Source organism: Intrasporangium sp. DVR, from assembly GCF_040365325.1.
Taxonomy (GTDB): Bacteria; Actinomycetota; Actinomycetes; order Actinomycetales; family Dermatophilaceae; genus Intrasporangium.
The window spans coordinates 428,738-452,682 of the sequence record NZ_BAABZW010000005.1 but is presented as its reverse complement, the minus strand read 5'-3'; the positions used below and the strand labels follow the sequence as shown (position 1 = coordinate 452,682).

The window sequence follows — 23,945 nt, the reverse complement described above, 5'->3', positions numbered from 1 at the left end:
ACCCACGACGCCCACACCGCGCCCAGATCAGCGCCCGGATCAGCTCCCCCGGCCGTCATCGCTGGACGAGCGCCGCCAGACCGTCCAAAGTCCGGGCGAGGCCGAAGCGCCAGGCATGCTCCGGACTCCATGGCGTGCCGTGCGCCTCGCCGGCGGCCGCGCCCACCCGCACCGCTCTCGGGTAGGCCGCGGGGTCGAGCGCTCGCTCGAGGACGGGCTGGTTCGCGGCCCACCAGTCGGCGTCCGACATCGCCGTGTCCGAGCGCGCCCGGGCCGCGTCGCGAGCGGCCCGGGCGTGGCCCTGCACGAATCCGAGCAGGTACGCGAGGGCCGCGTCGGTGGCCACGTCGTCGAGTCCGGTCCCGTCGAAGGCGGCGAGCTCGTGCTCGTACTTGGCCATCAGGCCCGGCCCGAGAGGCGGCCGGCTGAGTACGGCGACCTCGGTGAGCCAGGGGTGCGCTTCGAACAGCGCTCGGTTGGTCTCGGCCACCCGCTCGAGGCGCTTGCGCCACGTTCGGGCGCGCCATGCCGGGCGAGGCATGCTGAGGTAGACGGCGTCGACCATGAGGTCGAGCAGCTCGGCCTTGCCGGGGACGTAGGTGTAGACCGACATGGTCGACACGCCGACCCGCCCCGCCACGGAACGGATGGTCACCGCCGCCAGGTCGTCGGCATCGGCGAGGGCGATCGCGGCATCGACAACCTCGTCGACGCTGGCCCGCCGTCCCGGACCCCGTCGTCGCTGCTCGATCGGAGCCCCGGCGTCCCGGTTCCGCCAGAGCAGCGCGAGGGTGCGGCTCGGCTCTCCCGTCCCCGTGGTCATGTCAGCCATGGGAACGATCCTGTCAGGAAGTGAGTTGTACGGCATACACCGTACGTCGTACAGTATGAACTCCACCGAGAGGACCTCATGAACATCACCGGATCAGCGATCTCCCTCAACGTCGACGACGTCAGCGCCTCCGCGGAGTGGGCCAAGGCCTACCTGGGGTTCACCGAGGAGATGTCGGCAGAGGGCTTCTGCTCTCTGCGTCACCCCGAGGCCGGGTTCAACCTCATCTACCTCGCCACCGGCCTGCCCACCTTCAAGCCGGCCTCCGCAGCCGGTCACGCCGCCGGCCTCCTGGTCGTCTTCACGGTCGACGACGTCGACGCCGACTACGCACGTCTCCGGGAGCGGGGGGTCACGGTCGTCACGCCGATCGAGACGGAGCCCTGGGGCGAGCGCTACTTCCAGATGAGTGACCCCAACGGTCTGACCTACCAGCTGGTCCAGTGGGTCGAGCCGACCGACCCGCAGTACCAGCCCACTTCGTGAGCCAGCCCCCCACAAGAACGGGCCGTATGCCGCTGAGCTGGCCCAGCGGCATACGGCCCGGTTGGTCGGGTGGTGGCGTCAGCGGGCGCGGCCCTTCGGCGTCACCATCTTCTTGCCGGAGAGCTGGATGGTGTCCTCGGAGAAGTACTCCGAGCAGAAGACCATTCCGCACGCCGCGGAGAACGTCGCGCTGACGGCCTTGCCGCCCTTGAAGAGGCCGTTGTCGCCGGCGACCCACATCTCCCACGGACGCGTGGTGTCGTCACAGGTGACCTCGGTGCCGCCGAAGCCGCGGATCAGCATCCGCCCGACGCGCTGGGTGACCTGGGCCTCGAGGAAGGCGAACACCGCGTCGCTGCCGCACATCACCGTGCCGGACAGGATCGCGGAGCCCGTCTTGGAGTCGAACCGGGCCTTCGGGTTGACGGTGACCTCGAGCGCGGGCGGCGGAGGCGCCACGTCGATGGTCAGCTCCATCTGGCCCCCGTTGCCCGCGCCGTCCTGCTGGTCGTCGATGACGACCACGTAGTAGGTCTCACCGGTGGCAGCCTCCCACGCGGCCCCACCGGGACCGCACGCGAGGATGTTGAAGCTGCCGGGGGCGCCGGTCGCGACGAAGACGCCGGCGCTGTAGTCCGACGCGGACACGTCGGCGAGGAGCGCCTCGTCGGCTGCCGCCGTGTAGCTGTACCAGACGCTCGCGTCCATGGCCGGTGCGCCGCAGAAGGCGTTCAGCTCGGCGTCGTCGGCGTCGGTGGTCGCCTCCGTCGTGTCCTGGCTCGTGGAGAACGGGACCGAGGCGATCGCCTCGGCACCGGAGAACGTGTCGTTGCTCGGTACTGCTGCGACAGCGGGAGAGCCCACCATCGCCAGTGACGTGAGGCCGGCGGCAAGAGCCGCCAGGAACCGACGTGAAGCCTTCATTGACCTACCCCTTTTTGCGGTCGTGCGCGAGGCGCCGGTTCCCAACATCGCGCCAGGCGCAATGGATGCGAGTTTCGCTGTTGGGCCGCGTGGCCGAGGCCACGCGGCCTACGCTACTGATGTGACGGTCGGCGCACGACCCGAAACCGGAAACTGGGGGCAGTGATGAAGATCAGGCGTGTGTCGGCAGTTCCGCTCCTTCTCGCAGCCGCACTGACGGTGACATCGGGGGTCACGTCCTCGGCCGCAGCCGCCGGACCGGACCGCGCCGGAGCAGCGGCTTCCTACATCGTCACCCTCGAGCCGGGTGCTGATCCCGGGGCAGTGGCCTCGGCGCATGCCCGCTCTCACGGCGCCTCCGTCGACCACGTCTACCGCCACGCCTTGAGCGGCTACTCGGCCCGGCTCACGCCGGCGGCGGCGACGGCCCTGGCCCGCGATCCTCGGGTGGCAGCGGTTCTGCCGGACCGGCAGGTGCGCATCACGGCACAGATCGTGCCGGCCGGCATCAGCCGGGTCGGGGCTGACGTGAGCTCAGCCCGAGCCGGCGATGGACGTGGAGCGGTTGATGTCGACATCGCCGTCATCGATACGGGAATCGACCCGCGGCACAAGGACCTCAACGTCGTCGGCGGCGTGAACTGCGTCTCTGGCAACCTCTCCTCGAACGACCTGCACGGTCACGGCACCCACGTCGCCGGGACCGCAGCCGCCAGGGACAACAAGATCGGGGTCGTCGGTGTCGCACCCGGTGCCCGGCTCTGGGCCGTCCGCGTCCTCGACGCCAACGGCAGCGGCACCTGGTCCTCGGTGCTCTGTGGCATCGACTGGGTGACGGCCCACGCCGACACCATCGAGGTCGCCAACATGAGTCTCGGTGGAGGCGGCTCTGAGGGTTCCTGCACCGACCACGGTCTGCGCGAGGCGATCTGCCGGTCGACCGCAGCCGGAGTCACCTACGTCGTCGCGGCGGGCAACGCGTCAGCCGACGCATCCTCCTTCGTCCCCGCCACCTACCCCGAGGTGATCACGGTCTCAGCGATCACGGACTTCGACGGTCTGCCAGGGGGATTCGGCTCGCCGACGTGTGCGTACGGGACGGACGACACGTTCGCCGGCTTCTCGAACTTCGGTGCTGACGTCGACCTCGCCGCCCCGGGCGTCTGTGTCCTCTCCACCTGGCGTGGTGGCGGCTACCGCTCGATCAGCGGCACCTCGATGGCCAGCCCGCACGTGGCCGGGGCCGCCGCGCTCTACCTGTCCACCCACCCCGGCGCGACGCCCGCCGCGGTCAGGGCTGCCCTCGCAGCCGCCGGGACCTCGGGCTGGACCGGCGACCCGGACGGCATCCACGAGCCACTCCTCGACGTCGCCGGCCTCTGAGGAGCAAGCCCCGGCCTCAGCGGACGTCTGGCCTCTGAGGAGTTTGGCCTCTGAGGAGTTTGGCCTCTGAGACGTTTGGCGTCAGCGGAGGTTCGCGTCGAGGAAGGACCCGGTCCGGCGGATCGACAGCGGCCACTGCGACGTGAAGGTGTGACGTTCCCCCGGGTAGACGTGGTAGGTCACCTTCTTGCCGGCCTTCTTCAGCGCAGCGACGGTCTCCGCGGACCAGCGAATGGGGCAGTCCTCGTCCTCGGTGCCGTGATGGATGAGGATCGGGTCGGTGATCCGGTCGAAGTACGTGCGGGGGCTGGTGCGTGCCCACGTCTCGGGCGCCCGCTCGGGCGTCCCGAGTCGCCGTAGCACCGCTCGGGCGTCGCCCTCGCGGTCGTCGTCGCGGCGGACCCACCGGTTGAAGTTGTCAACGGTGTCCGAGCTCACCGGGCTGTAGGCGACCCCGGCCTTGAAGAGGCCGGGCCTGGCGACGAGCGCGTTGTAGACCACCCCGCCGCCCATCGAGCGGCCGATGATGCCGATGCGGTCGGGGTCGACGGCCTCGAACTGCTGGAGGGCGAGACCGGCGTTGATCGCGTCGACCGCGTAGCCGAGGCGCAGCGCAGCGCCGTTGTCAGGGTCGTCGTCGGACTGCGCATGGTTGCGGTAGTCGATGTGGAGGGTGACGTAGCCCTGTCGGGCCAGGTAGTCGCGTTCCCGGAGCATCGTGGCGCCGTTGGTGTACTCCTCGATGGGGACGTAGCCGTGGGCGAGCACAACGGCGGGGAAGGGGCCCGTGCCGCGGGGGACGTTGATCCGTCCGGAGATCAGGAGTCCGTCTCCCCGGAACGTCGCGTAGAACTGGCGGTAGGCGCTCGTGCTCCCGCCCTCACGACCCAGCCGCAGGTCGCGACCGTCGAAGTCGGTGTCGATGAGGGACTGGATGAAGGCAGGGTCCGCAGGCTCAGTCGTGCTCGCCCGTGCCCGAGTCGTCCCTGATGACGTCGCGGCCGAGGCGGACGTGGGCGCCGTGGCCGACGCCGTGTTCGAACCCGTGGTGGGCGCACTCCGGGTCGCGGTGCCCCCGGGCGTCTCGCGGACGGACTCGCTCGTGCAGGCGCTGACGGCCAGCACGGCCGTCAGGGTCCAGGCGACGATGGTCCCTCGCACCCCTGCAGTGTCTCAGGGGAACCTGCCCAGCGGCCGCTGGCTGGGCATGACACAGGCGGGACGGGTGCCTCGGCACCCGTCCCGCCTGTGACCGCGGTGTCAGCAGCTGCGCTGCATCACGGAGCGTAGATGTACTGCATCCCGCCCACGTGCGTGACCGTGCGGGTGTTGTAGTTGTACGGCCCAGCAAGGGCGTTCATCTCGATCATGGTGATCTCGTTGCCGTTGACCGCGGTGACCCACGCCACGTGGCCGACGCTCGAGGAGCCGTGGACACCCGGCTGCATGACGACGATGGAGCGCGTGCGCGGGGTGCTGGACACGGTGTAGCCGGCGTTGGCGGCGCCATAGCCCCAGGCCATCGCGTTGCCGGTCCAGCCGCCCGGGTAGTACCCCTCGGACTGGTACCACTTGTTGAGCGCGCCCCAGGTGCACTGGCCGGCAGTGGCCCAGTTGTAGGCGGACTTCTGGCCGGACGAGCCGTTGACCGTCGCCTTCGGCGAGTAGGTCGACGACGTCAGCGTGGCGCGAGTGGCCGAGCGTGAGGCGCGCTCGGCGGCCGCACGGCGGGCCTCGGCGGCCTCGCGCGCCTTCTGGGCCGCCTCCTCGCGCTTCTTCTCGACGACGACGTCCTTGATGACGATCGGCTTGGCCGTGGGCGCCTTCGTCGTCGTCGACGCGTAGCCGATGGAGCTGAGCGCCGGTGCCGCCGCGACAGCGGGTGCGAGGGCGGCGTCAGGGCCGACGGCGGCGGCAGCCTTCGGTGCGGCGACCTTCGGCGCGGCGACCGGTGCGGCCGCGGACGCGCCGGACATGGTCTCGGCCGAGGCCGGAGCGGTCAGCGTGGCCACGAGCCCGCCAGCGGCGGCGACGACAGCCGCGCCCTTCATGGCCGGCTGCGCGGACTCACGAGCAATGCTCTTGAGCTCGCCGAGCGGGCTGTACCCACCCGGCGCCCGGTGGCGCCCGGGACGGTTGTCAGTCTTCACAGAGAACCTCTCCGCGCCTACGAGGTTAGCTGTCGGGTTCGGGCGAAAGGCTGCCCGGCCTCGTCTCGGGCCCGGAGGCCCTCCTCGAGTGCTACACCCCAAGAGCGACGGGCAACCGGACGGGTCCGGCTCCACGACGCTCGGAGGAACTGTGGTTCCCCCGCTCCTGCCATGCGGGTCAAGCGGGACCTCGAGGCGATGGCAGGACTCGGCGTCCGCCTCACGGCCGGCCCCACCGAGGGAGGGGCTGGGCAAGAGACTAGAGGACTCCTTCCCCGATGTCACGTTCGGGTAACGGGCTGTCCATCAAATGGTAAAGACGGCCGCCGGGTTGCCGGGCTCAGCCGGCCAGCGGGCAGGCCGCCTTGGCGCCCGCCGCGGCCGCCGTGAAGTAGGGCGGGTTTCGCTTCAGCCCCTGCTGCCAGAGGGACCGCCAGAGCGCCTCGGCGCGGGTCGCCGTGATGCCGCCCGCCTTGAAGTGCGACTGGTCCTTCAGGTGGGTCTCCCACGGCTCGATGGCGGCGCGGGCCCGGCCCAGGATCCCGTCGACCACCTTCATGCTGGCCGCGCAGGTGGCCAGGTCCTTCGTCTGCTGACTGGGCGTCGCGCCCGGGGGCACGTCGCAGCGTCGTTCCGCTGAGCGGTAGGCGCGGTCGGCCGCATGGAACGCGGCGATGTGCTGGGGCGCGTCGGCGGTGGTGGGTCCCCAGTCCTTCTTGGCCTTGGCCAATGAGATCTTGCCGGCCTGGAGGGCGTTCATGATGTCGAGGTGGGCGTCCCACTCCCTGAGCGACGTCCCTGCAGCGCTACGAGCCTTCGCCTGCAGGAGCCAACCGCTGCGGCACTCCTCCACCCGCGCCGCGACGGGGTCGACGGTGGGCGTCGGGGACTCGGAGGGGGTCGCCGCTGTCGTCGGCTGGGTCGAGGCCGTGCTCGGCGCGGTCGACGGAGGTGTCGAGGTGGCCGTCGGGCTGACGGGAGCCGCTGTCGGGGACCCGACGAAGAGGTCCTTGCCGAACCAGACGGCGGCGCCGAGGACGATCAGGGCGACCACGAGCACGGCGACGGCAGCCGCCGGCCCGCGCTGCTGGCGCTCGAGCTCGCGCCGTTCGCGGCGGGTCCCTGGTTGTTGTGTCATCGCGCTACCCCCAGAAGTGGCCGATTCCCGAACACCTACCCGGCCAACTCTAGGTGCTACCCGGCTCAGGGGATGTTACTGGCGCGTAAGGCTCTTCGAGACCGCCATGGACCGCGGGGGTCGGTATCCTCGCAGAGTTGACCGGATCCCGTCTCCACAGGTCCGGCCCGGGGGAGTCATGAGGTGCAGCCATGTCCCATCCACCAGTCAAGCGGTACCCAGAGGACAAGGACGCGAGCGACGATCGGCCCGAGGAGGCGGTCGTCGTCCATCTGCCGAGCCGTGGCACCTCCCGCCCGACGCCGTCGCGGGCCAAGCGGTACACCAGCGAGTTCCGCGCCCACGCCGTCGCGCTGGCTCGCCGACCCGGTGTCACGGTGACGGCCGTCGCCCAGGAGGTCGGCGTCAGCGTCAGCACCCTCCGGCGCTGGCTGCGGGACGCCGGTTCCGACGAGCTGCGCCACACCGCCGCCAGTGAGCCGCCGCAGCCCGTCGACGACCCCCGGCCCGTGCGCGAGCGCATCGAGGAGGAGTGGCCGGACTGGCGGACGTACGACTGGCCCGTGCTCCCGGCCCCGGAGTCCGAGGCGGTCAGCAGTGGGACCGGGACCGCCCCCAGCAAGGACGAGCCCTCGGCCCCGCAGCCCGCTCCCCGCGCCAAGTCCACGCAGCGCTCGCAGCTCACGCAACCCAGGCAGCCCATCCAGCCTGGTCCGGCCGCGGCCCGCGACCTCGCGGCGGCGGTGCCCACTGATGGGGTCTTCGCGGCAACCGCCCGCCTCAGCCCGCTCCACCGCCTGGTCATCGTCCTGACGGCCTTCGCCGGCTGCATCGTGCTGTCCCGGCTCGTTCCCGAGTCGTACTCGATGCGCCCTGCCGTGAGCGCCCTTCACGTGATGTCGCTCGTCGCATCCTTCGGGGCCGTGCTCCTCGTCGACTGGCACGGGCTGCTCTGGCTCGCCGGTCGCCGGGCGCTGACCGAGTCCACTCGCCTGGCTGCGGCGGCCTCGCCCATCATCTGGATGGGTCTCGGCGGGCTCTTCGTCACCGGCACCCTCCTGCGGCCCGACATCGGGTCGCCCCTCACCCTGCTCAAGCTGGCCCTCGTGCTCGCCGTGTCGGTCAATGGCGCGGTGATGGCGCCGGTCCGCCTGCGGCTCGCCGCCCTGTCGTCAGACGCGTCCCCGGTCGACGTCCCGGAGCGGGAGTGGCGCCAGATGATGCTGTCCACGGCGGTCTCCCAGGTGGGTTGGTGGGGTGCAGTCGTCATCGGCTTCGTCAACTCGGCCACGTGAGACATCGACGCCGGCCCACTCGTCAGGTGGTCCGCGCCGCTCCGGAGGGTGCTCCAGCACCTGGTCGCCGCGCTGACGGTGGGCTCGCTCGCCGTGCTCCTTCTCGTGGTTCGGGGCCCGGTCCTCGGCCGGGTCGCGCTGGGCCGGTGCCGTCGTCTGGGCGCTCGGTGGGTCGGCGACCGCCGGCCTCGGGATCGCCACCCGTGGCCGTCGACATCAGGGCCGCAGGAGCACCTTGATGGCTCGACGCTCGTCCATCGCCCGGTAGCCCTCCGCGACCTCGGCCAGCGGCAGCGTCAGGTCGAACACCCGGCCCGGGTTGATGCGCCCGTCGAGGACCCGCTCGAGCAGGTCCGGCAGGTAGCGCCGGACGGGGGCCATGCCGCCGGCCAGGCCGATGTTGCGGCGGAACATGTGCCGCACCGGAAGCTCGACACCGTGGGGAACCCCGACGAAGCCCACCGTGGAACCGGGCCGTGCGACGTTGAACGCCGTCCGGATGGCCTGGTCGGTCCCGACGCACTCCAGGACCGCATCGGCGCCGACCCCATCGGTGAGCTCGAGGACCGCGGCGACCCCGGAGTCGTCGCGCTCGGCCACGATGTCGGTCGCCCCGAACTCGCGGGCGAGCGCCTGCCGGTCCGCGTGCCGCGACATGACGACGATTCGCTCGGCACCCAGCTCTCGTGCCGCGATGACGCCGCAGAGCCCGACCGCACCGTCGCCGACGACAACGGCGGTCCCTCCCTGCCGGACCCCGGCAGCCACGGCCGCGTGCCAACCGGTCGCCATCACGTCGGACAGGGCGAGGAGTGAAGGCAGGAGCGAGTCGTCCGGCATGCCGTCGGTCCTGACCATGGAGCCCTCAGCCTGGTTGACCAGGGTCAGCTCCGCCTGGCCGCTCGACGTGAAGCCGAGGTTGTCGCAGGCGGACTGGACCCCGGCCCGGCAGTGCGGGCACGTGTTGTCGCAGTGGTCGAACGGGACGATGACGAAGTCGCCCGGGCGGAAGGAGCTCACGTCGGACCCGACCTCCTCCACGACGCCCACGGCCTCGTGTCCGATGGTGGCGCCGGCGTCGATGGGGTTCTCTCCGCGGTAGGGCCACAGGTCGGAGCCGCAGATGCAGGCGGCGACCACCCGGACGACTGCATCGGTCGGTGCGGTGATGGTCGGGTCGGGGACCTGGCTCAGCCGGATGTCGCGAGGGGCGTGGATCGTCGTGGCGCGCATGGCCCCCATCTTGCCGGGTCTGCGAGGACCGACCGGCATCATGGGGTGCGTGAGGAGAGAGATGACGAGCTGGCGGGTCGTGCTGTGGTTCGGCGTCATCAGCCTCACGGCGGACATGGTGTACGAGGGTGCGCGGTCGATGTACGGCCCACTTCTCGCCTCCCTCGGAGCCACCGCCCTTGTCGTGGGGGTGGTGACGGGCCTCGGCGAGGCGATGGCCCTCGTCCTGCGGCTGGTCTTCGGACCACTCGCCGACCGGACCGGCAAGTACTGGCTGCTCACCATCAGCGGCTACACGCTCACCGCGGTGTGTGTGCCCCTCCTGGCGGTGGCGCCCTTCGTCGGCGGGGCGGGGCTGGCGGTCGCTGCCGTGCTCATCCTGCTCGAGCGGAGCGGCAAGGCGATCAGGAGTCCGTCGAAGTCGGCGCTTCTCGCGCATGCCGCCGGCGCCCTCGGGCGGGGGCGTGGCTTCGGCGTCCAGAAGGCGATGGACCAGGTGGGCGCCTTTGCCGGGCCCCTCCTCGTCGCTGCGGTCGTCGCGGCGACGGGAGCCATCTGGCCCGGGATGCTCGTCCTCGCCGTTCCCGGAGGGGTCGCCATCGCCGTCCTGCTGGTCCTCCGGGCCCGGGTGCCCGACCTGGGCGTCGTTGCCGAGGACGGGCACCCGGAGAGCCCGCCCAGCGGCATACGGCGTCGGGGGGCGGTGCGAGCCTGGCTGAGCGATGCCTTCGGCCGGCATCTGCCACCCGAGTTCTTCTGGTTCGCGGTGGCGGCCAGCCTGACGACCGGGGGACTGGTCACCTTCGGCATCATCGGCTACCACCTGACGGCGGACGGCGTCGTCCCCGTCGCTGCCGTGCCGCTGGTCTACGCCGTCGCCATGGCCGTCGGGGCTGTGTCCGCCCTGGTCGTCGGGTGGGCCTACGACCAGGTCGGCGCCCATGTCCTGCTCGTCGTGCCGTTCCTCGTCGCAGCCGTCCCGCCGCTTGCGCTGACAGAGTCGGTGGGCCTGGTCCTCCTCGGCGTGATCGCCTGGGGGTTGGCTCTCGGCGTCCAGGACTCCGCCGTCAAGGCCCTCGTTGCCGAGATCGTCCCCCCGGGGCGGCGGGCGACGGCCTACGGCGTGTTCGCGGGCGTTCAGGGTGCTTTCGCCGTCATCGGCGGGGCCGGTATCGGCTGGCTCTACGACGTCTCCCTGCCTGTCCTCGTGTTCACGGTCGCCGCCGCCCAGGTCCTGGCCCTCGGCCTGCTCTGGCGCACCGTCCGACCCAGCGCTCGGCCGCGCCGGGGAGCCCGGCTCCATCCCGGGACGTAGGCGCGCCACCCCCGGCCTACGCCGCTGGGCGGAACTCTCCGCCGAATCGTTTGAACTGTCGGTGGTGCGACGTACGGTCGGGGGGAACTGTCACAACTGATCGACCTGACGCGTCGTATTCGTGCGCGCTCGTTCGACGTCAGGGAAAGGAGCCGAGCAACCGGCCGCAGCAAACGCATTGACTTAACGTGCACTTCAACTCGAAGGATGGACGCCATGACCTCCACACATGGTTCTGTGACCCTCGACCGCCAGCGACTGCGCGGGCTCGCCGAGACCGTCACCGGTGCGGTTCTCACCCCCGGCACGGACGGCTACGACGACGCCCGCCACATCTTCTTCCAGCACCTCGACCAGGCCCCGGCAGTCATCGTGCAGCCGCAAGACACCGACGACATCGTCGCCGCCCTCGCGTTCGCTCGATCCAACGGCCTCGAGGTCGCCGTCCGGGCCGGTGGCCACAGCGGAGCGGCCCACAGCACCGTCGAGGGGGGCCTCGTCATCGACCTGCGTCACCTCGCCTCGATCGACATCGACGTCGACGACCGCACGGTCCGGATCGGGGGCGGTGCGACCGCCGGGGCGGTCACCGGCGCGCTCGGCGAGCACGGCCTCGTCCTCGGGTTCGGCGACACCGGGACCGTCGGCGTGGGCGGCATCACGCTCGGCGGCGGAGTCGGGTTCCTCAGTCGGCTGCACGGCCTGACGATCGACAACCTGCTCGCCGCCGAGCTCGTGACCGCAGACGGGCGCGTCGTCGTGGCTGACGCGGACCACCACCCCGACCTGTTCTGGGCGCTCCGTGGCGGTGGCGGCAACTTCGGCGTCGCCACCCGGTTCACGTTCCGCCTGCACCGGCTCGATCAGGTCGTCGGCGGCATGCTGATCCTGCCGGCGACCGCCGACACCATCGCCGGGTTCGTGCGCCAGGCACAGCATGCTCCGGACGAGCTCACCTGCATCGTCAACGTCATGCCGGCACCCCCGATGCCGTTCCTCCCGCCGGAGCAGCACGGCAGGCTCGTCCTCTTCGCGTTGGTGACCTTCGCCGGGACGGCGACGGAGGCCGAGCCGGTGCTCGCACCCTTCCGGGCACTGGCCACCCCCCTCGCCGATCTCGTCCGGGAGATCCCTTACGCAGGGATGTTCCAGCCGGCCCCGGAGGACTACCGCCCGGTCGCGGCGGGTCGCAACGGCTACGCCGACGACTTCGACCGCACGAGCGCTCAGCTCGCCCTCGACACGCTGACCGCGCAGCTCGCGAAGCCGGAGGTGCAGATGGCCGTCGCTCAGCTGCGCCCGCTCGGTGGCGCCATCGCACGGGTCAGCCCCGATGCGACGGCCTACGCACACCGGCAGCGGGCCCTGATGGTCAACGTCGCGGCGATCGTGAACCGACCCGAGGAGCTGGACGCCCAGCTGCCGTGGCTCGACGCGCTCAAGGCGGCGCTCTGCGGCGGCACGCCGGGTGGCTACGCCAACTTCGTCTACGACGACGGGCCCGACCGGATCCACGACATCTACCCGGCCGACACCTACACGCGGCTCGCCCGAGTGAAGGCGCAGTGGGACCCGGACAACGTCTTCCACCGCAACCACACCGTGCTGCCGGCGTCCTGACCGGGCCGCCCGAGGGGAGCACCCAGACCAGCGAAGGGGGATCACACCGATCAGTTCCAGGCAATGCGTCCCGGCGCTCCACCGCCGGGCCGACGTCAGAACCAGGCGCGCCGCCTCCACGGGTGCGCCCGGACTACAGGGGTGAACGATGAAGGAGAGCAAGCAGCCCAACCTCGATGGCGAGGTGCTCCACCACGGCGAGACGATCCCGTGTCGCGAGTACGACGCGGAGCTCTGGTTCGCGGAGCGACCGGAGCAGGTCGAGTTCGCCAAGGCCTTGTGCGGAGCATGCCCGCTCCGGGCGGAGTGCCTCGCCGGCGCGCTTGACCGAGGGGAGCCCTGGGGGGTCTGGGGTGGACAGCTGATCGTCGACGGCGCCGTCGTCGCGTTCAAGCGGCCGCGAGGGCGTCCGCGCAAGCGGCCGGTCGCCGCCTGACCCGGGTCCACCGAGCGCCACCGAGCAGCACCGAGCAGCACCGAGCAGCACCGAGCACCACCGAGCAGCACCGAGCACCACCGAGCACCACCGCAGCGATGTCGTGTGCCGCCCAGCCGGTGGCACACGACATCGTCATGCCCGGCGTCAGGGTCCCGGCGGGGAGGGACCCGTGCGTCTCTTCCGCGCGCCACCGCGGCCCTCCTACAGGGGCGGGTGCCGGACCAGCTCCCAGTGGAGGGCATCCTCGAACCTGCCGTCGGCCAGCTCATCGGTCGCGTGCTCCCTGCCGAACTCGGTGAAACCGACCGCGCGGAGCACGGCGTTGCTCGCCAGGTTGTCGGCGGCCGTCTCGGCGACGAGCCGCCGCAGGCCGAGGCCCCCGGCGGCCCTGGGTGCGAAGGCGTGGGCGATGGCCAGGCGACAGGCCGCCTTGGTCAGGCCTCGGCCGCGAGCGCTGGGCATCAGCTGGTAGCCGAGCTCCGCCACGTCGCCCGTGAGCGTGCCGCCGCGCAGGAAGATCGTCAGGTGACCGAGCGCCCGGTCGGTGTCGGGGTGGGCGATGGCCCACTCGACGGACATGCCACTCGCCATCAGCTCGTGCCGGCGGAACAGCCAGGCGTCGAAGGTGTCGGGCCGGAGCGGGTTGGCCGACGGGAACCAGTGTGCCGGGTCGTTGCGCTCCTCGATCGCCGCCAGGTCCTCGGGTCGCCACCCGCGCAGCCGAATCAGCGCACCCTGCAGGGGTGTTGGCTCCATCCAGGGGTGGCGCGGCTGCATCGGCTCCCCGGCCGCAAGGCTGGCGTGCCAGGAGTCCAGGGCAGGGCCGTCCGGGTCGACCGGGTCGGCGTCAGTGCCGGGCAGGGTGCCGTGGAAGGTGAACCCGGCGGCCCAGGCGACCCGTCGTGAGGGCCAGTTGCCCGCGAGGGCGCGCCAGTGGATGCGGTTCAACGGCCGACCCCACAACCCGTGCTCGAAGGCGTGCGTCGCCACGAGGCGGACGGCGCGTGACATCGCGCCACGGCCTCGCGCCGACGGGTGCAGGCCGAATCCCAGCGAGGCGTGGTCCCAGGACGCGCCCGGGCGGGCGTCGATCGTGCCGGCGAACTGCGGATCGCCGTCGTCACCAGTGATCTCGATGGCCCACGAACGGGTCCCGGCCGGGTCAGCCCAGGCGCTCTCGATCTGCTCGAGGAACTCCACTGCGTGCGCGCGGGTGTAGTCCCGTGGGACGGTGGTCCACCGCAACGACCATTCGTCTGTCGCCTGCTCGACGATGCGGTCGACGTCGGCCGGAGTGTGCCGCCGAAGCGTCACCGTGCCATCGGTGAGCAGGCGCGCGGGAGTCGGATGAGAGGGCATGCGGTCACCCTGCCATCGGCGATGAGCGCGGGCGAACGAATAGTGTCCCCTCGATAAGTCGTGGCGCCCCGGGCACCACCTGCCTACGGTGGGGCGGTGACCTCCACACCCAGCGCTCCACCGCCGGGTGGGTCGGCCGGAGCCACCTCATCGGGTCCGTTCCTGCCCCGACCCACGATGCCCCCCGCGACGCACGTGCCGGACGACCGCGTGCCGGACGATCGGGTGCCGGGCGACCCCGGCCCGCCGCCGTCACCGGCCCCGTGGCCGGTCCAACGCCGGCTCCGCTCGCGCCGGCCGTGGCTCGCCGTGGCAGGGGTGGGCCTGGTCCTGGTCGTCTCCAGTGCCGGCGGGCTCGCGCACTCGGAGTCGCACACCGAGGTCGTTCCCTTCACCGGCGGCACGATCTCCTTCGATACCGGACCGACCGACGTCACGGTGCTCGGTGGCGCCCCGGCCGGCACCGTGGAGGTGACGAGGCACCTCGAGTGGGGGGTCGGTGGCTCGAAGCCCACCGTGGACGAGGCGTGGGACGGCGAGACGGCGGTCGTCCATGCTCCCGACTGCACCGGGTGGGACTGGCGTTGCTCGGTCGACTACGTCGTCCGCGTGCCAGACACCACGGCGATCACCCTCGACGGCGGGTCCGGCGATGTGGTGTTGGAGGGCCCGCTCGGGACGGTCCGGCTCGAGCTGGGATCCGGTGACGTGGAGGCCCGGGCCCTGGCGAGCAGCGACATCAGGATGGTGACCGGGAGCGGCGACCTCGATCTCGAGCTCGACTCCGCCCCGGCCTCGGTCGTCCTGCGCGCCGGCAGCGGCGACATCGACCTCGAGCTGGTGTCCGGTCCAGCCTCCCTTGACGTCACCACCGGCTCGGGGGACGTCGCGATCGACGCGGCGGAGGGTGAGCGGTACCGACTCGACGTGGGCACCGGATCGGGGAAGCAGGATCTCGACCTCGCCTCGGACGCCGATGCGAGCCAGCGCGTGAGAGTGCGGACCGGGTCCGGCGACGTCGAGATCCACTAGGCCGGATCCCGGACGTGGGGTCCTCGCGACCCTGACGACCCCGACGACCCTGGCGACCCGCCATGCTGGACGGCATGAGCGAGCAGGACAGCGTGGGTCGGCGGGTCCAGTCACGGATCTATCGGGAGGGGGTCTTCGGGCGCCGCCCTGCGGTGCCGGTGGAGCCGGCCGCGCTGGAGGAGGCGGCCCGGAGGAAGCTGAGCGCCCGCGCCCGGGCCTACGTCGCGGGCAGCGCCGGCCAGCAGCGCACCGACATCGCCAACCGGGCGGCCTTCGACGACGTCCCGATCGTCCCGCGCATGCTCGTCGACGTCTCCTCGCGGGACCTGTCGGCCGAGCTCCTCGGCCGACGCGTCCCGGCGCCGGTGCTGTTCGCGCCCATCGGTGCGCTCGAACTGGCCCACCCGCGCTCCGACGTGGAGCTCGCGTCGGGAGCGCGCGAGCTCGGCCTGCCGGTGGTCATCTCCAACCAGGGCTCGCGGCCGATGGAGGAGACGGCAGCGACCCTCGGCGACTGTCCGCGCTGGTTCCAGCTGTACTGGAGCAGCAACGACGAGCTGGTCGAGTCCCTCGTGCGCCGGGCCGAGGCGATCGGCAGCCAGGCCCTCGTCGTCACCCTCGACACCCACACGCTCGGGTGGCGGACCAAGGACCTCGACCTCGGCAGCCTGCCGTTCACCCGGGCTGAGGGCATGGCCCAGTACCTCAGCGACCCGGTCTTCCGCCGTCTCGTCGAGGAACGGGTCGCCAGTCCGGTGACGCCGATCCAACCGACGCCCCGACCCACGCGCGCGGCCGTCGGGGCGGCCCTGTCGATGGCGCGGCACTGGCCCGGCCCGATCCGGGACAACCTCCGCTCGCCGCTGCCGCGAGCTGCCGTCGAGACCTTCCTCGAGGTGTTCTCCCGTCCCTCGCTCACCTGGGCGGACCTCGGCTTCCTGCGCGAGCGGACGCGCCTGCCGATCCTCCTCAAGGGGATCCAGCACCCCGAGGACGCTGCGCGAGCGGTGGATGTCGGCATGGACGGTGTCGTCGTGTCGAACCACGGGGGTCGCCAGGTCGACGGGGCGATCGCCTCGCTGCATGCCTTGCCGGCCGTCGTGGAGCAGGTGGCCGGGCGCCGTGCGGTGCTCTTCGACAGCGGAGTCCGCAGCGGGTCCGACATCTACAAGGCGCTGGCGCTCGGGGCCGACGCCGTGATGGTGGGGCGGCCCTGGGTCTACGGGCTCGCCGTCGGAGGGGCGGCGGGAGCGCGAGCGGTGATGGAGTACCTGCTCGCCGAGCTCGACCTGACCATGGCCCTCACGGGGGTGCGCAGCATCGCCGAGCTGCGCGAGCGCGGCCTCGGCCGGGCAAGGACCTGAGGTCCCTCCCCGGCCGAGACCGCGCTCGGTGGACGCGACGTGGGTCAGCGGTTGACGTCGCGCGCCTGCTGCTCTGCCTCGGTGCGGACCGAGTCCGCAGAGCTCTGGGTCTGGCTCTTGATCTCCTGAGCGGAGTCGCTCGCGGCGGTCTTGACCTCCTCGACGGCCTCCTGGGCCGGCTGCTTGAGGTGCTCGGCCATCACGCTGCCAGCGGCCTTCACCTCAGCGGTCGCCTGCTCGACGAACGGCTGAGCCTGCTCCTTGACGGCGGCCGCCGCCTGCTTCTCCTTCTCGGAGGCCGGCAGGACGGAGCCCACCAGCCAGCCGGCAGCCAGCGCGACGACGCCCGCGGCGAGCGGGTTGCCCTGGGCCTGCTGACGGGCCTTGACCTTCATGTCGTGGCCCATCTCCTGGACCCCCTCGACGGCTGAGTGGCCCGAGTCGGTGCTGCCCGGGGCGGCGCCGCTCCTCGAGTACGGGTCGTCGTCGCTGCCGAGCAGGCGCTCGCGCCAGCTCGACACCTTCTGGCTCACCTTCGCCTTCTGTCGCTCGGCGATGGTGCTCGGCGACACCGTCGTGCCGAGCCGGTTGACGTCGTCGCTCAGTTCCTGGCGGGTGCGCTCCACCTCGGTGCGCAGTCGCTCGGTCTCGTAGTCGCTCATGATGCGTTCCCCTTCATGGCTTCAGGTATCTGCTTGGCGGTCTCGGTGGTCTTCGGCAAGCCCTGCACTCGCTTGAGCTCGCCACGGCCCATCGAGTAGAGGACGGCCGCGATGATGGCCCAGACCACGGCGACGATGAGCGCCGACCAGCCGAGACCGAGGGCAGCCCCGATGGCCCACCAGAGGGCGATCGAGAGGAAGAACAGGATGAACCAGCCGGCCAGTCCTGCACCGCCCAACATGCCGGAGCCCTTGCCGGCTCGCTTCGCCGAGTCCCGCAGCTCGGCCTTGGCCAGCTCGGTCTCCTGGCGGACGAGAGTCGACAGGTCCTTGGCGATGTCGGCCACCACGTCCCCGAGCGAGCTCAACGGCTCACCCGGCAGGTTGTCGGTCGTCTCGCGCGGCGGCGAGGCCCCGCGCGCGCCGGATGTGTCGATCATCGGGAGTCACCTCGATCGGTCCAGTCCTCGCGCGTCGCCTCATCCGAGCCGAAGGTGTCAGGGTGGGCGGCGGTCCCCGACGGGGTCGTCCCCGTGGTGGGGTTGGTGGCTCCGGTCGGCGCGGTGGGGGACGTCGCCGTGGTGCCGGTGGTCGCCAGGGGGCCGTCCATGACGGCTCCCGTCGTGCCCCCAGTGCCGTAGGCGCCCGTGGCGCCGGTCTCCGGGTAGGTCTCCGGGGCGGCAGCCGGGTACGCCGGCGTGCCGTACGCCGTGGAGCCCGCGGCCCGTGGAGCCGTGTCCTCGTCCTGGCCCGCCGCGGCGAGACCGCGCGTCATGCGGCCGGAGAGGAAGCCGAGTCCCGCGGCGACGGCGAGGAACGTGCCGGGCTTGCGCCGGGCAAACCGCTTGACCTCGTCGAGGACGGCGCCGGGCTCGTTGCCGTCGAGCCAGTCACCGAGGGCCCTGGCCTGCTGCGAGACCTGGCGGACCAGGTCGTGCGCGACACCCGGCTGACCAGCGACGGCCATCGAGTCGAGCTCGTCGGTGAGGCTGCGCAGGTTCGTGGTGAGCCGCTGCTGCTGGGAGCGGGCCTGCTCGGTCAGCTCTGAGCGGGACTGGTCCATGAGCCGGCGCATCTGGTCGGTTGCCGTGGCGGTGACGTTGCCGAGCTCCTGCTTGGCGGTCTCGGCGACGTGCTTCGCCTCGCCCTTGGCGACCTGAGCGGTCTCGCGACCGGCCTCCTTGGCCGCCTCGGTCCTCGAGCCACTGGTCGTGCTCGTCGTGCCTGGTGTGCTCGTCGTGCCTGGTGTGCCTGCCGTGCCTGGTGTGCCGCTCTGGTACGTCTCGGAAAGGCCCGTGTCCTCCAGGCTCCCGGACGTCCATCCGTTCGTGTGCTGGGACATCTGTCCTCCTCCTTGGGTCGCGGCGCAGGCGAAGCCCCGCCGCTGAAGTGCTCGTCAGCCCTCACTGCTTGAGGGTTCGACCGCTCCGCTCCCACTACCCCCGGCCGGAGAAGGCCTAACCGTCCCCACCCGGCCGGGCGGGGACGGGAGCCGCCGCTGGGAGCCGGCCCAGCGGCATACGGCACACGGGAGAGGCCGCACCCCCGGGAAGGGAATGCGGCCTCTCGTCGGCTGCCTGCGCTCAGCCCGGCTGGCGCACCTCGCGGCGCAGGATCTTGCCCGTCGGGCCCTTGGGCAGCTCGTTCAGCTGCCAGATCTTGCGGGGGTACTTGTAGGCGGCGATCCGCTCCTTGACGTACTCCTGCACCTCGTCGAGCGTCGTCTCCGAGCCCGGCTTGAGCGCAACGGCGGCGCCGACCTCCTCACCGAGGACGTCGTCCGGGATGCCGACGACCGCGGCCTCGAGGACGTCGGGGTGCGTGTAGAGGACCTCCTCCACCTCGCGCGGGTAGACGTTCATGCCGCCCCGGATGATGAGGTCCTTCTTGCGGTCGACGATGGTGAAGTAGCCGTCCTCATCGACGGTGGCGAGGTCGCCGGTGCGGAACCACCCGTCCGGGATCGCCTCCGCCGTGGCCTCCGGCTTGCGCCAGTAGCCCTTCATGACGTTCTCGCCCCGGATCGCGATCTCCCCGATCTCGCCGGGCGGTGTGTCGTTGCCGTCGAGGTCGACGAGCTTCATCTCGCAGCCCGGGATGGAGCGGCCGATGGTGCCCGGCTTCGTCGGCCGGTCGGGCATGTTGAAGGACGCGACCGGGGAGGTCTCCGACAGGCCGTAGCCCTCGAGGATCTGCGCGTCGAACTTCTGCTCGAAGTTGCGCATCACGGCCTCCGGCAGTGCGGACCCACCCGACACGCACGTGCGCAGGCTGGCGGTGTCGGCCGAGTCCGCGTCGGGGTGGTTGAGCATCGCGGCGTACATCGTCGGCACGCCCTGGAAGATGGTGACCTGGTCCCGTCCCACCACCTCGAGCGCCTTGGCGGGGTCGAAGCGGGGGATCAGCGTCAGGGTGCAGCCGCGCAGGACGCTCGTGTTCAGGCCACAGGTCAGCCCGAAGACGTGGAAGAGCGGCAGGCACCCCATGATCACGTCGTCCTCGCTCATCTCCATGATGTCGTCGCACGACCGCTCGGCGTTGCGGTGGAGGTTGAAGTGGGTCAGCTCGGCACCCTTCGGCTTCCCCGTCGTCCCCGACGTGTAGAGGATCACCGCGGTGTCGTCGTCGGCCCGCTCCACCGGCTCGGTCAGCGGGTCGGCGTCGGGAAGCGCACCGGGCCCGGGGCCCATCGCGGTGCACTCGATGACCTGGGTCGCGACGCCTTCGTCGGCGGCGATCTGCGCGCCCTTGCGGGCCTCCTCGGCGAAGTCCGGCCAGACGAACGAGAACGTCGTGCCGGCGTCCTGGTAGTAGTACGCGATCTCGCCGCTCTTGAGGAGCGGGTTCATCGGCACGACGATGCCGCCCGCGAGGAGCGTGCCGTAGAAGAGGACGGGGTAGGCGGGCACATTGGGGAGGATGAGCGAGACGCGGTCGCCGGTCTGGAGCCCCGCCTCCCGCAGCTGGCCGGCGACCTTGGCGGCGGCCGCGTGCAGCTGCCCCCAGCTGATCTCGGCTTGGTCGAGCTTGATCCCGACCTTGTCGGGCAACCGCGTGGCGGTGGCGACGAGATTGGTGGCGAGATTGGTCATGTGAGCTCCTTTGCGGCCTACCGGCGAGTACCAGAGCCATCATGCAGCGGATCGGGCCCGGAATGGTGCCGGAGTGGTGCCGACCACGCCCTCCTGAGATCGGGACGTGGTGAACGGCCCACGCGGGAGGGTTCGCAGGTAGCGTCGCACCGTCCTCCCACCGGAGAGCTCCCGACCGAAAGGCGCACCTCGATGCTCAGAAAGACTCATGCGCGACTGGCCCTGCTCGGCACGGTCACCGCCGCTGCCCTCATCGTCAGCGGCTCGACGCCGGCCGTCACCGCAGCCCCGTCCGACTCGCGGCCCACCACCTCCCCGGCGGCCGCTGAGTGCGAGCAGGCGGGTGGCCTCCCGGACCTGGCCCGGGTGCGGGACGGTGCCGCGGCAAAGGAGCCGCAGCTCTTCCCCGACAACGAGGCGAAGGCTTACGGTCTGCTCCCGGACCGGCCCACGCTGCCCGCCGGCAGTGTGAACGTGCGCACCGTCTTCCACTCCATCTCCGACCACCCCCTCAGCGCTGAGGAGCAGTCGCGGATGGAGCAGATGATCGAGGACCAGATGACGGTGCTCAACGACTCCTTCTCCGGTGCGACGGCCGCGGACGCCGCCGACACGCCGTTCCGCTTCGAGCTCGACAGCATTGACTGGGTCGTCAACGACGACTGGTACACCGTGACGCCCGGCAAGTCCGAGCGGGACATGAAGAAGTCTCTCTACAAGGGTGACTCCGAGACGCTCAACGTCTACACGGCCAACATCGGCGGCGGCCTGCTCGGCTGGGCCTACTTCCCGAAGGACTACAACACCGGCCGCGACTTCATCGACGGCGTCGTCATCCTCGACGAGTCCATGCCGGGCGGCACGGCAGGGAAGTACGCCTTCGGCGACACGCTGACGCACGAGGTGGGGCACTGGCTGCTGCTGCACCACACCTTCAACAACGGCTGCTCCGCCTCGGGCGACTTCGTGGCTGACACGCCCAAGGAGGCCCACCCGCAGTTCAACTGCCCGGAGGGCGCCGACACCTGCGCCGCCGAAGGCCTCGACCCGATCCGCAACTTCATGGACTACACCAAGGACGAGTGCATGGAGATGTTCACGACGGGTCAGGCGGACCGGATGAGCGACGCGTGGCTCGCGTTCCGCGCCGGCGGGAAGGGCTGACCCTCAGTCGGGCGGGTGCCGCGACCTGAGCACGAAGAAGACCCCGACGAGGGCGACGACGGGCCCGACCACGGCCCAGAGAGCGACCCGGGTCATCATGCTGCCGCCGATGTGGCCGAGACCCTGCAGCGTCCACAGGCCGCCGATCAGGATGAGGAGGATGCCGATGGGCAGGTTCCAGTGCCGGTTCACCCGCCACCTCCTCAGCTCGATGTCGTCCAACCCGTCACGTGGCCCAGTGTCCCCCACGACGCCGTATGCCGCTGAGCTCGCTCAGCGGCGCACGGCGGGGGCGGTTGGTGGGCGACCTGTGACGACGCGCGTGGCGAGCTGAGCGGCATCCGGACGACTCCGTATGCCGCTCAGCCGGCTTCGTGTCGACGGTGGACCCTCGCCGTCGTGGGCCTTTGCGCACTCTCGTGCGATGTCGCAGGCTATGGGGGTGGCTCTGGCTGTGTGCCTCCTCTTCGACCGGCGGACCGACCGGTTGATCCGCGAGCTCTGGGCGCGTCTGGAGGGCAAGGGGATCCGGACCCTGGAGTCGCACACCCACGGCCGGCACCGTCCCCACCTGTCCTACGCGGTGCTGCTCGAGTGGGACTTCGTCGTCGTGCGGGCCGCCGTCGAGGACCTGCCTGACAAGGGCGGGTTCGACGTCAGCTTCCAGGGGACCGTCGCGTTCCCCCGGGGGCGGGTGGCGCTCGCGCCTGCGGTCGCGGCGGACGTCGCCGCCCGCCAGGAGGCCGTCGCGGGTGCCGTCATCGAGTCAGGCGGGATGCTGCACCGCCACTACGCCCCCGGGCGCTGGGTCCCGCACGTGTCGGTCGCGACCCGGGCCACGGGGGCCGGCCTGGCCGTGGTGGTCAAGGAGGTGGCCGACGTCCTTCCCCTCACCGGCACGGTGGACCGGGCGGCGCTCATCGACAGCTCGACGGGGGAGACCTGGCCCCTCCCCGGGATCCCCTGAGCCGCGCCCTCAGTCCGGTGTGGTCGGCCAGACCACCGTCGAGGACGTGACCGGTCGGACGCCCGCGGCGGGGGTCGGACCCGTGATCGTCACGGTGTGGGTGCCGGCGGGCAGTCCGGGGAACGACGCCCTCCCCGAGCCCTCCCCATCGACAGTGACGATCTCATGCGCGAGGACCTTGCCCTTCTCGGTGCGGACGGTCACCTCCAGCGCCGACGGAGGGGCGGCGCCGAGCGGCCCGGCGTCGGCTTCCACCTCGGCGTCGACGTCCACGTCGAGCGACTCGCCCTGGACGACGAGGTCGGGCACGCGAGCCCGGACGGTCACGGACGACAGGTCGCGGCGCCGGACCGGTGCGGCCGTAAGGAGCTCCTGGACCTGGTCGAGGACGAAGCGGTTGCACTGGAGGGCGCTGTGGTTCTCCGGGACGCGGACCGCGATGTTGGTGTCCAGCCGCTCGTCGTGCCCGATCGCCCCGGCGAGGGGGACGGTGCCGTCGCCGTAGTCGTTGTCCGGGCCGAACGTCTCCGACACCGTCGCGCGGCCCTCGGACAGCCGGACGGTGGTGTTCGTCGGCTGCCGGATCCCGACGACCAGGTGCGCCATGCTCCTGCTGTCGGCCCGCCCGCGCTCGGCGTCCTGGAGCTCCGTGTGGAAGGTCATGGCGTCAGACACCATGGCGGTGCGCAGCTCGGGGATGGTTGTCTCCGTGGTCTTGAGGTAGCCGGATCCATTGGCGATACAAGCGAACTCGGGCATCAGCTGGTGCAGTGAGGGGAGACTGCGCGCGAACCCGGTCAGGTTGACCGAGAGCGGGCCGATGCCCTTGCGCACGCCGTTGACGAGCTGTTCGACCGCGTTGGTCGCGCCGCGCCAGGGCGTGCCGAGGGTGATGAGCTTGCGGGTCACCTCGTGGCCGCCGCACTTCTCGATGTACCACCGCGCGACCAGGCCACCCATCGAGTGACAGACGAAGACGAGCCGCGCGTCGGCATACTCGCCGCCCTGGGCCCGCCAGCGATCGAGGGCGGGCTCGACGATGGAGGCGATCTGCCGGCCGTTGTAACGGTTGGACAGTCGCCAGTCGTACGGGGCCGGAACGAGGTTCGCGGGACGGTCCCCGGTCGCCTCGTGGTACCCGAGCGAGCGCAGGTGCTTCACGAGGACGTCGTAGCCCTTGAGCGGCGTCCAGATCCCGGGGATCGCATGGACGTCCGGCATCAGGCCCACCGGCTCGACGCCGTCGTCCGGGTGCGCGTCCCCGATGCCCTCGGGCAGCTCGTGGTCGAGGATGCTGTTGCGCCGCGTGATGAGCTTCCAGATCGCGCCGCCGGACGGCGCCCAGAAGAGGTTGTCCGAGGCCGGCGACCCGTCTTTGCCCCGCACGCCGAGTGTGCTGCCCATGATCCCGGGCAGGACGACGACCACATCGTTGTTGTTCATGTCTGTGCCCCCCATGTCTGTGCCCCCCATGTCTGTGCCCCCCGTGT

General features: G+C 71.3%; 23 protein-coding genes and 1 riboswitch. Of the genes, 10 read left to right on the top strand and 13 right to left on the bottom strand.

What is annotated here, in order from left to right:
* Nucleotides 1-55 precede the first annotated feature (55 nt).
* Nucleotides 56-832 (bottom strand): TetR/AcrR family transcriptional regulator C-terminal domain-containing protein, encoded by a 777-nt coding sequence (locus ABWV20_RS06685; RefSeq protein ID WP_353354051.1) that lies wholly within the window; start codon nt 830-832, stop codon nt 56-58.
* Nucleotides 833-910: 78 nt separating this feature from the next.
* Here ABWV20_RS06685 and ABWV20_RS06680 point away from each other — a divergent pair, with 78 nt between their 5' ends.
* Nucleotides 911-1,318, top strand: coding sequence for a VOC family protein (locus ABWV20_RS06680; RefSeq protein WP_353354050.1), 408 nt, complete (start codon nt 911-913; stop codon nt 1,316-1,318).
* A gap of 78 nt (nt 1,319-1,396) precedes the next feature.
* Here ABWV20_RS06680 and ABWV20_RS06675 read toward each other — a convergent pair whose 3' ends face one another.
* Nucleotides 1,397-2,242, bottom strand: a complete 846-nt coding sequence (locus ABWV20_RS06675) for a DUF6299 family protein (protein WP_353354049.1) — start codon at nt 2,240-2,242, stop codon at nt 1,397-1,399.
* 165 nt (nt 2,243-2,407) lie between these two features.
* Between ABWV20_RS06675 and ABWV20_RS06670 the strand changes: the two genes are divergently transcribed.
* Nucleotides 2,408-3,625: a S8 family serine peptidase gene (locus ABWV20_RS06670; RefSeq protein ID WP_353354048.1), complete on the top strand. Its 1,218-nt coding sequence runs from the start codon at nt 2,408-2,410 to the stop codon at nt 3,623-3,625.
* 81 nt (nt 3,626-3,706) lie between these two features.
* Here ABWV20_RS06670 and ABWV20_RS06665 read toward each other — a convergent pair whose 3' ends face one another.
* From ABWV20_RS06665 to ABWV20_RS06655, 3 genes are all read right to left on the bottom strand, one after another.
* Nucleotides 3,707-4,786, bottom strand: coding sequence for an alpha/beta hydrolase family protein (locus ABWV20_RS06665; RefSeq protein WP_353354047.1), 1,080 nt, complete (start codon nt 4,784-4,786; stop codon nt 3,707-3,709).
* 116 nt (nt 4,787-4,902) lie between these two features.
* Complete coding sequence (locus ABWV20_RS06660) at nt 4,903-5,775, bottom strand: CHAP domain-containing protein (RefSeq protein WP_353354046.1); 873 nt, start codon at nt 5,773-5,775, stop codon at nt 4,903-4,905.
* A 2-nt stretch (nt 5,776-5,777) separates the two neighbouring features.
* A riboswitch (cyclic di-AMP (ydaO/yuaA leader) is annotated at nt 5,778-5,970 on the bottom strand.
* 145 nt (nt 5,971-6,115) lie between these two features.
* Nucleotides 6,116-6,913 carry a hypothetical protein gene (locus ABWV20_RS06655; RefSeq protein WP_353354045.1) on the bottom strand — a complete coding sequence of 266 codons (798 nt, stop codon included), beginning with the start codon at nt 6,911-6,913 and terminating at the stop codon, nt 6,116-6,118.
* A gap of 191 nt (nt 6,914-7,104) precedes the next feature.
* Between ABWV20_RS06655 and ABWV20_RS06650 the strand changes: the two genes are divergently transcribed.
* Nucleotides 7,105-8,208, top strand: a complete 1,104-nt coding sequence (locus ABWV20_RS06650; protein ID WP_353354044.1) for a transposase — start codon at nt 7,105-7,107, stop codon at nt 8,206-8,208.
* Between the two features lie 216 nt (nt 8,209-8,424).
* Here the strand turns inward: ABWV20_RS06650 and ABWV20_RS06645 are convergent, their stop codons facing one another.
* Entirely contained in the window at nt 8,425-9,441 is a 1,017-nt protein-coding gene (locus ABWV20_RS06645) for a zinc-dependent alcohol dehydrogenase family protein (protein ID WP_353354043.1), read from the bottom strand.
* A 61-nt stretch (nt 9,442-9,502) separates the two neighbouring features.
* Here ABWV20_RS06645 and ABWV20_RS06640 point away from each other — a divergent pair, with 61 nt between their 5' ends.
* The 3 genes from ABWV20_RS06640 (at nt 9,503) to ABWV20_RS06630 (ending at nt 12,812) form a co-directional block, all read left to right on the top strand.
* Entirely contained in the window at nt 9,503-10,756 is a 1,254-nt protein-coding gene (locus ABWV20_RS06640; protein WP_353354042.1) for an MFS transporter, read from the top strand.
* 216 nt (nt 10,757-10,972) lie between these two features.
* Complete coding sequence (locus tag ABWV20_RS06635; protein WP_353354041.1) at nt 10,973-12,376, top strand: FAD-binding oxidoreductase; 1,404 nt, start codon at nt 10,973-10,975, stop codon at nt 12,374-12,376.
* 148 nt (nt 12,377-12,524) lie between these two features.
* The gene (locus tag ABWV20_RS06630) at nt 12,525-12,812 is read left to right on the top strand and encodes a WhiB family transcriptional regulator (protein ID WP_353354040.1); all 288 of its coding nucleotides are present in this window, start codon (nt 12,525-12,527) and stop codon (nt 12,810-12,812) included.
* 204 nt (nt 12,813-13,016) lie between these two features.
* Here the strand turns inward: ABWV20_RS06630 and ABWV20_RS06625 are convergent, their stop codons facing one another.
* Nucleotides 13,017-14,174 (bottom strand): GNAT family N-acetyltransferase, encoded by a 1,158-nt coding sequence (locus ABWV20_RS06625; RefSeq protein WP_353354039.1) that lies wholly within the window; start codon nt 14,172-14,174, stop codon nt 13,017-13,019.
* Between the two features lie 96 nt (nt 14,175-14,270).
* Between ABWV20_RS06625 and ABWV20_RS06620 the strand changes: the two genes are divergently transcribed.
* Nucleotides 14,271-15,206, top strand: coding sequence for a DUF4097 family beta strand repeat-containing protein (locus tag ABWV20_RS06620; RefSeq protein WP_353354038.1), 936 nt, complete (start codon nt 14,271-14,273; stop codon nt 15,204-15,206).
* 74 nt (nt 15,207-15,280) lie between these two features.
* A complete protein-coding gene (locus ABWV20_RS06615) occupies nt 15,281-16,570 on the top strand; it encodes an alpha-hydroxy-acid oxidizing protein (protein WP_353354037.1) in 1,290 nt (429 codons plus the stop codon).
* A 44-nt stretch (nt 16,571-16,614) separates the two neighbouring features.
* Here the strand turns inward: ABWV20_RS06615 and ABWV20_RS06610 are convergent, their stop codons facing one another.
* The 4 genes from ABWV20_RS06610 to ABWV20_RS06595 form a co-directional block, all read right to left on the bottom strand.
* Complete coding sequence (locus ABWV20_RS06610; RefSeq protein ID WP_353354036.1) at nt 16,615-17,232, bottom strand: DUF3618 domain-containing protein; 618 nt, start codon at nt 17,230-17,232, stop codon at nt 16,615-16,617.
* Entirely contained in the window at nt 17,229-17,672 is a 444-nt protein-coding gene (locus ABWV20_RS06605) for a phage holin family protein (protein ID WP_353354035.1), read from the bottom strand. The genes ABWV20_RS06610 and ABWV20_RS06605 overlap by 4 nt, the downstream gene beginning before the upstream one ends.
* Nucleotides 17,669-18,574: a hypothetical protein gene (locus tag ABWV20_RS06600; protein WP_353354034.1), complete on the bottom strand. Its 906-nt coding sequence runs from the start codon at nt 18,572-18,574 to the stop codon at nt 17,669-17,671. Before ABWV20_RS06600 ends, ABWV20_RS06605 begins: the two co-directional genes overlap by 4 nt.
* A gap of 241 nt (nt 18,575-18,815) precedes the next feature.
* A complete protein-coding gene (locus ABWV20_RS06595) occupies nt 18,816-20,324 on the bottom strand; it encodes a long-chain-fatty-acid--CoA ligase (protein ID WP_353354033.1) in 1,509 nt (502 codons plus the stop codon).
* 192 nt (nt 20,325-20,516) lie between these two features.
* Between ABWV20_RS06595 and ABWV20_RS06590 the strand changes: the two genes are divergently transcribed.
* Entirely contained in the window at nt 20,517-21,488 is a 972-nt protein-coding gene (locus ABWV20_RS06590) for a zinc metalloprotease (RefSeq protein ID WP_353354032.1), read from the top strand.
* Between the two features lie 3 nt (nt 21,489-21,491).
* Here the strand turns inward: ABWV20_RS06590 and ABWV20_RS06585 are convergent, their stop codons facing one another.
* A complete protein-coding gene (locus ABWV20_RS06585; RefSeq protein WP_353354031.1) occupies nt 21,492-21,680 on the bottom strand; it encodes a hypothetical protein in 189 nt (62 codons plus the stop codon).
* Between the two features lie 232 nt (nt 21,681-21,912).
* Here ABWV20_RS06585 and ABWV20_RS06580 point away from each other — a divergent pair, with 232 nt between their 5' ends.
* Nucleotides 21,913-22,455: a 2'-5' RNA ligase family protein gene (locus tag ABWV20_RS06580; protein ID WP_353354030.1), complete on the top strand. Its 543-nt coding sequence runs from the start codon at nt 21,913-21,915 to the stop codon at nt 22,453-22,455.
* A 9-nt stretch (nt 22,456-22,464) separates the two neighbouring features.
* On the opposite strand, the gene ABWV20_RS06575 is transcribed toward ABWV20_RS06580, so the two are convergent.
* On the bottom strand, nt 22,465-23,898 hold the full coding sequence (locus ABWV20_RS06575; protein WP_353354029.1) for a lipase/acyltransferase domain-containing protein: 1,434 nt from the start codon (nt 23,896-23,898) through the stop codon (nt 22,465-22,467).
* Nucleotides 23,899-23,945 lie beyond the last annotated feature (47 nt).

What these genes read in the sequence shown, in the direction of transcription:
- ABWV20_RS06685 (WP_353354051.1), bottom strand. Translation starts at nt 832, where the DNA reads ATGGCTGACATGACCACGGGGACGGGAGAGCCGAGCCGCACCCTCGCG.
- ABWV20_RS06680 (WP_353354050.1), top strand. Translation starts at nt 911, where the DNA reads ATGAACATCACCGGATCAGCGATCTCCCTCAACGTCGACGACGTCAGC.
- ABWV20_RS06675 (WP_353354049.1), bottom strand. Translation starts at nt 2,242, where the DNA reads ATGAAGGCTTCACGTCGGTTCCTGGCGGCTCTTGCCGCCGGCCTCACG.
- ABWV20_RS06670 (WP_353354048.1), top strand. Translation starts at nt 2,408, where the DNA reads ATGAAGATCAGGCGTGTGTCGGCAGTTCCGCTCCTTCTCGCAGCCGCA.
- ABWV20_RS06655 (WP_353354045.1), bottom strand. Translation starts at nt 6,913, where the DNA reads ATGACACAACAACCAGGGACCCGCCGCGAACGGCGCGAGCTCGAGCGC.
- ABWV20_RS06650 (WP_353354044.1), top strand. Translation starts at nt 7,105, where the DNA reads ATGTCCCATCCACCAGTCAAGCGGTACCCAGAGGACAAGGACGCGAGC.
- ABWV20_RS06645 (WP_353354043.1), bottom strand. Translation starts at nt 9,441, where the DNA reads ATGCGCGCCACGACGATCCACGCCCCTCGCGACATCCGGCTGAGCCAG.
- ABWV20_RS06640 (WP_353354042.1), top strand. Translation starts at nt 9,503, where the DNA reads ATGACGAGCTGGCGGGTCGTGCTGTGGTTCGGCGTCATCAGCCTCACG.
- ABWV20_RS06635 (WP_353354041.1), top strand. Translation starts at nt 10,973, where the DNA reads ATGACCTCCACACATGGTTCTGTGACCCTCGACCGCCAGCGACTGCGC.
- ABWV20_RS06630 (WP_353354040.1), top strand. Translation starts at nt 12,525, where the DNA reads ATGAAGGAGAGCAAGCAGCCCAACCTCGATGGCGAGGTGCTCCACCAC.
- ABWV20_RS06625 (WP_353354039.1), bottom strand. Translation starts at nt 14,174, where the DNA reads ATGCCCTCTCATCCGACTCCCGCGCGCCTGCTCACCGATGGCACGGTG.
- ABWV20_RS06615 (WP_353354037.1), top strand. Translation starts at nt 15,281, where the DNA reads ATGAGCGAGCAGGACAGCGTGGGTCGGCGGGTCCAGTCACGGATCTAT.
- ABWV20_RS06610 (WP_353354036.1), bottom strand. Translation starts at nt 17,232, where the DNA reads ATGAGCGACTACGAGACCGAGCGACTGCGCACCGAGGTGGAGCGCACC.
- ABWV20_RS06605 (WP_353354035.1), bottom strand. Translation starts at nt 17,672, where the DNA reads ATGATCGACACATCCGGCGCGCGCGGGGCCTCGCCGCCGCGCGAGACG.
- ABWV20_RS06600 (WP_353354034.1), bottom strand. Translation starts at nt 18,574, where the DNA reads ATGTCCCAGCACACGAACGGATGGACGTCCGGGAGCCTGGAGGACACG.
- ABWV20_RS06595 (WP_353354033.1), bottom strand. Translation starts at nt 20,324, where the DNA reads ATGACCAATCTCGCCACCAATCTCGTCGCCACCGCCACGCGGTTGCCC.
- ABWV20_RS06590 (WP_353354032.1), top strand. Translation starts at nt 20,517, where the DNA reads ATGCTCAGAAAGACTCATGCGCGACTGGCCCTGCTCGGCACGGTCACC.
- ABWV20_RS06580 (WP_353354030.1), top strand. Translation starts at nt 21,913, where the DNA reads ATGTCGCAGGCTATGGGGGTGGCTCTGGCTGTGTGCCTCCTCTTCGAC.
- ABWV20_RS06575 (WP_353354029.1), bottom strand. Translation starts at nt 23,898, where the DNA reads ATGAACAACAACGATGTGGTCGTCGTCCTGCCCGGGATCATGGGCAGC.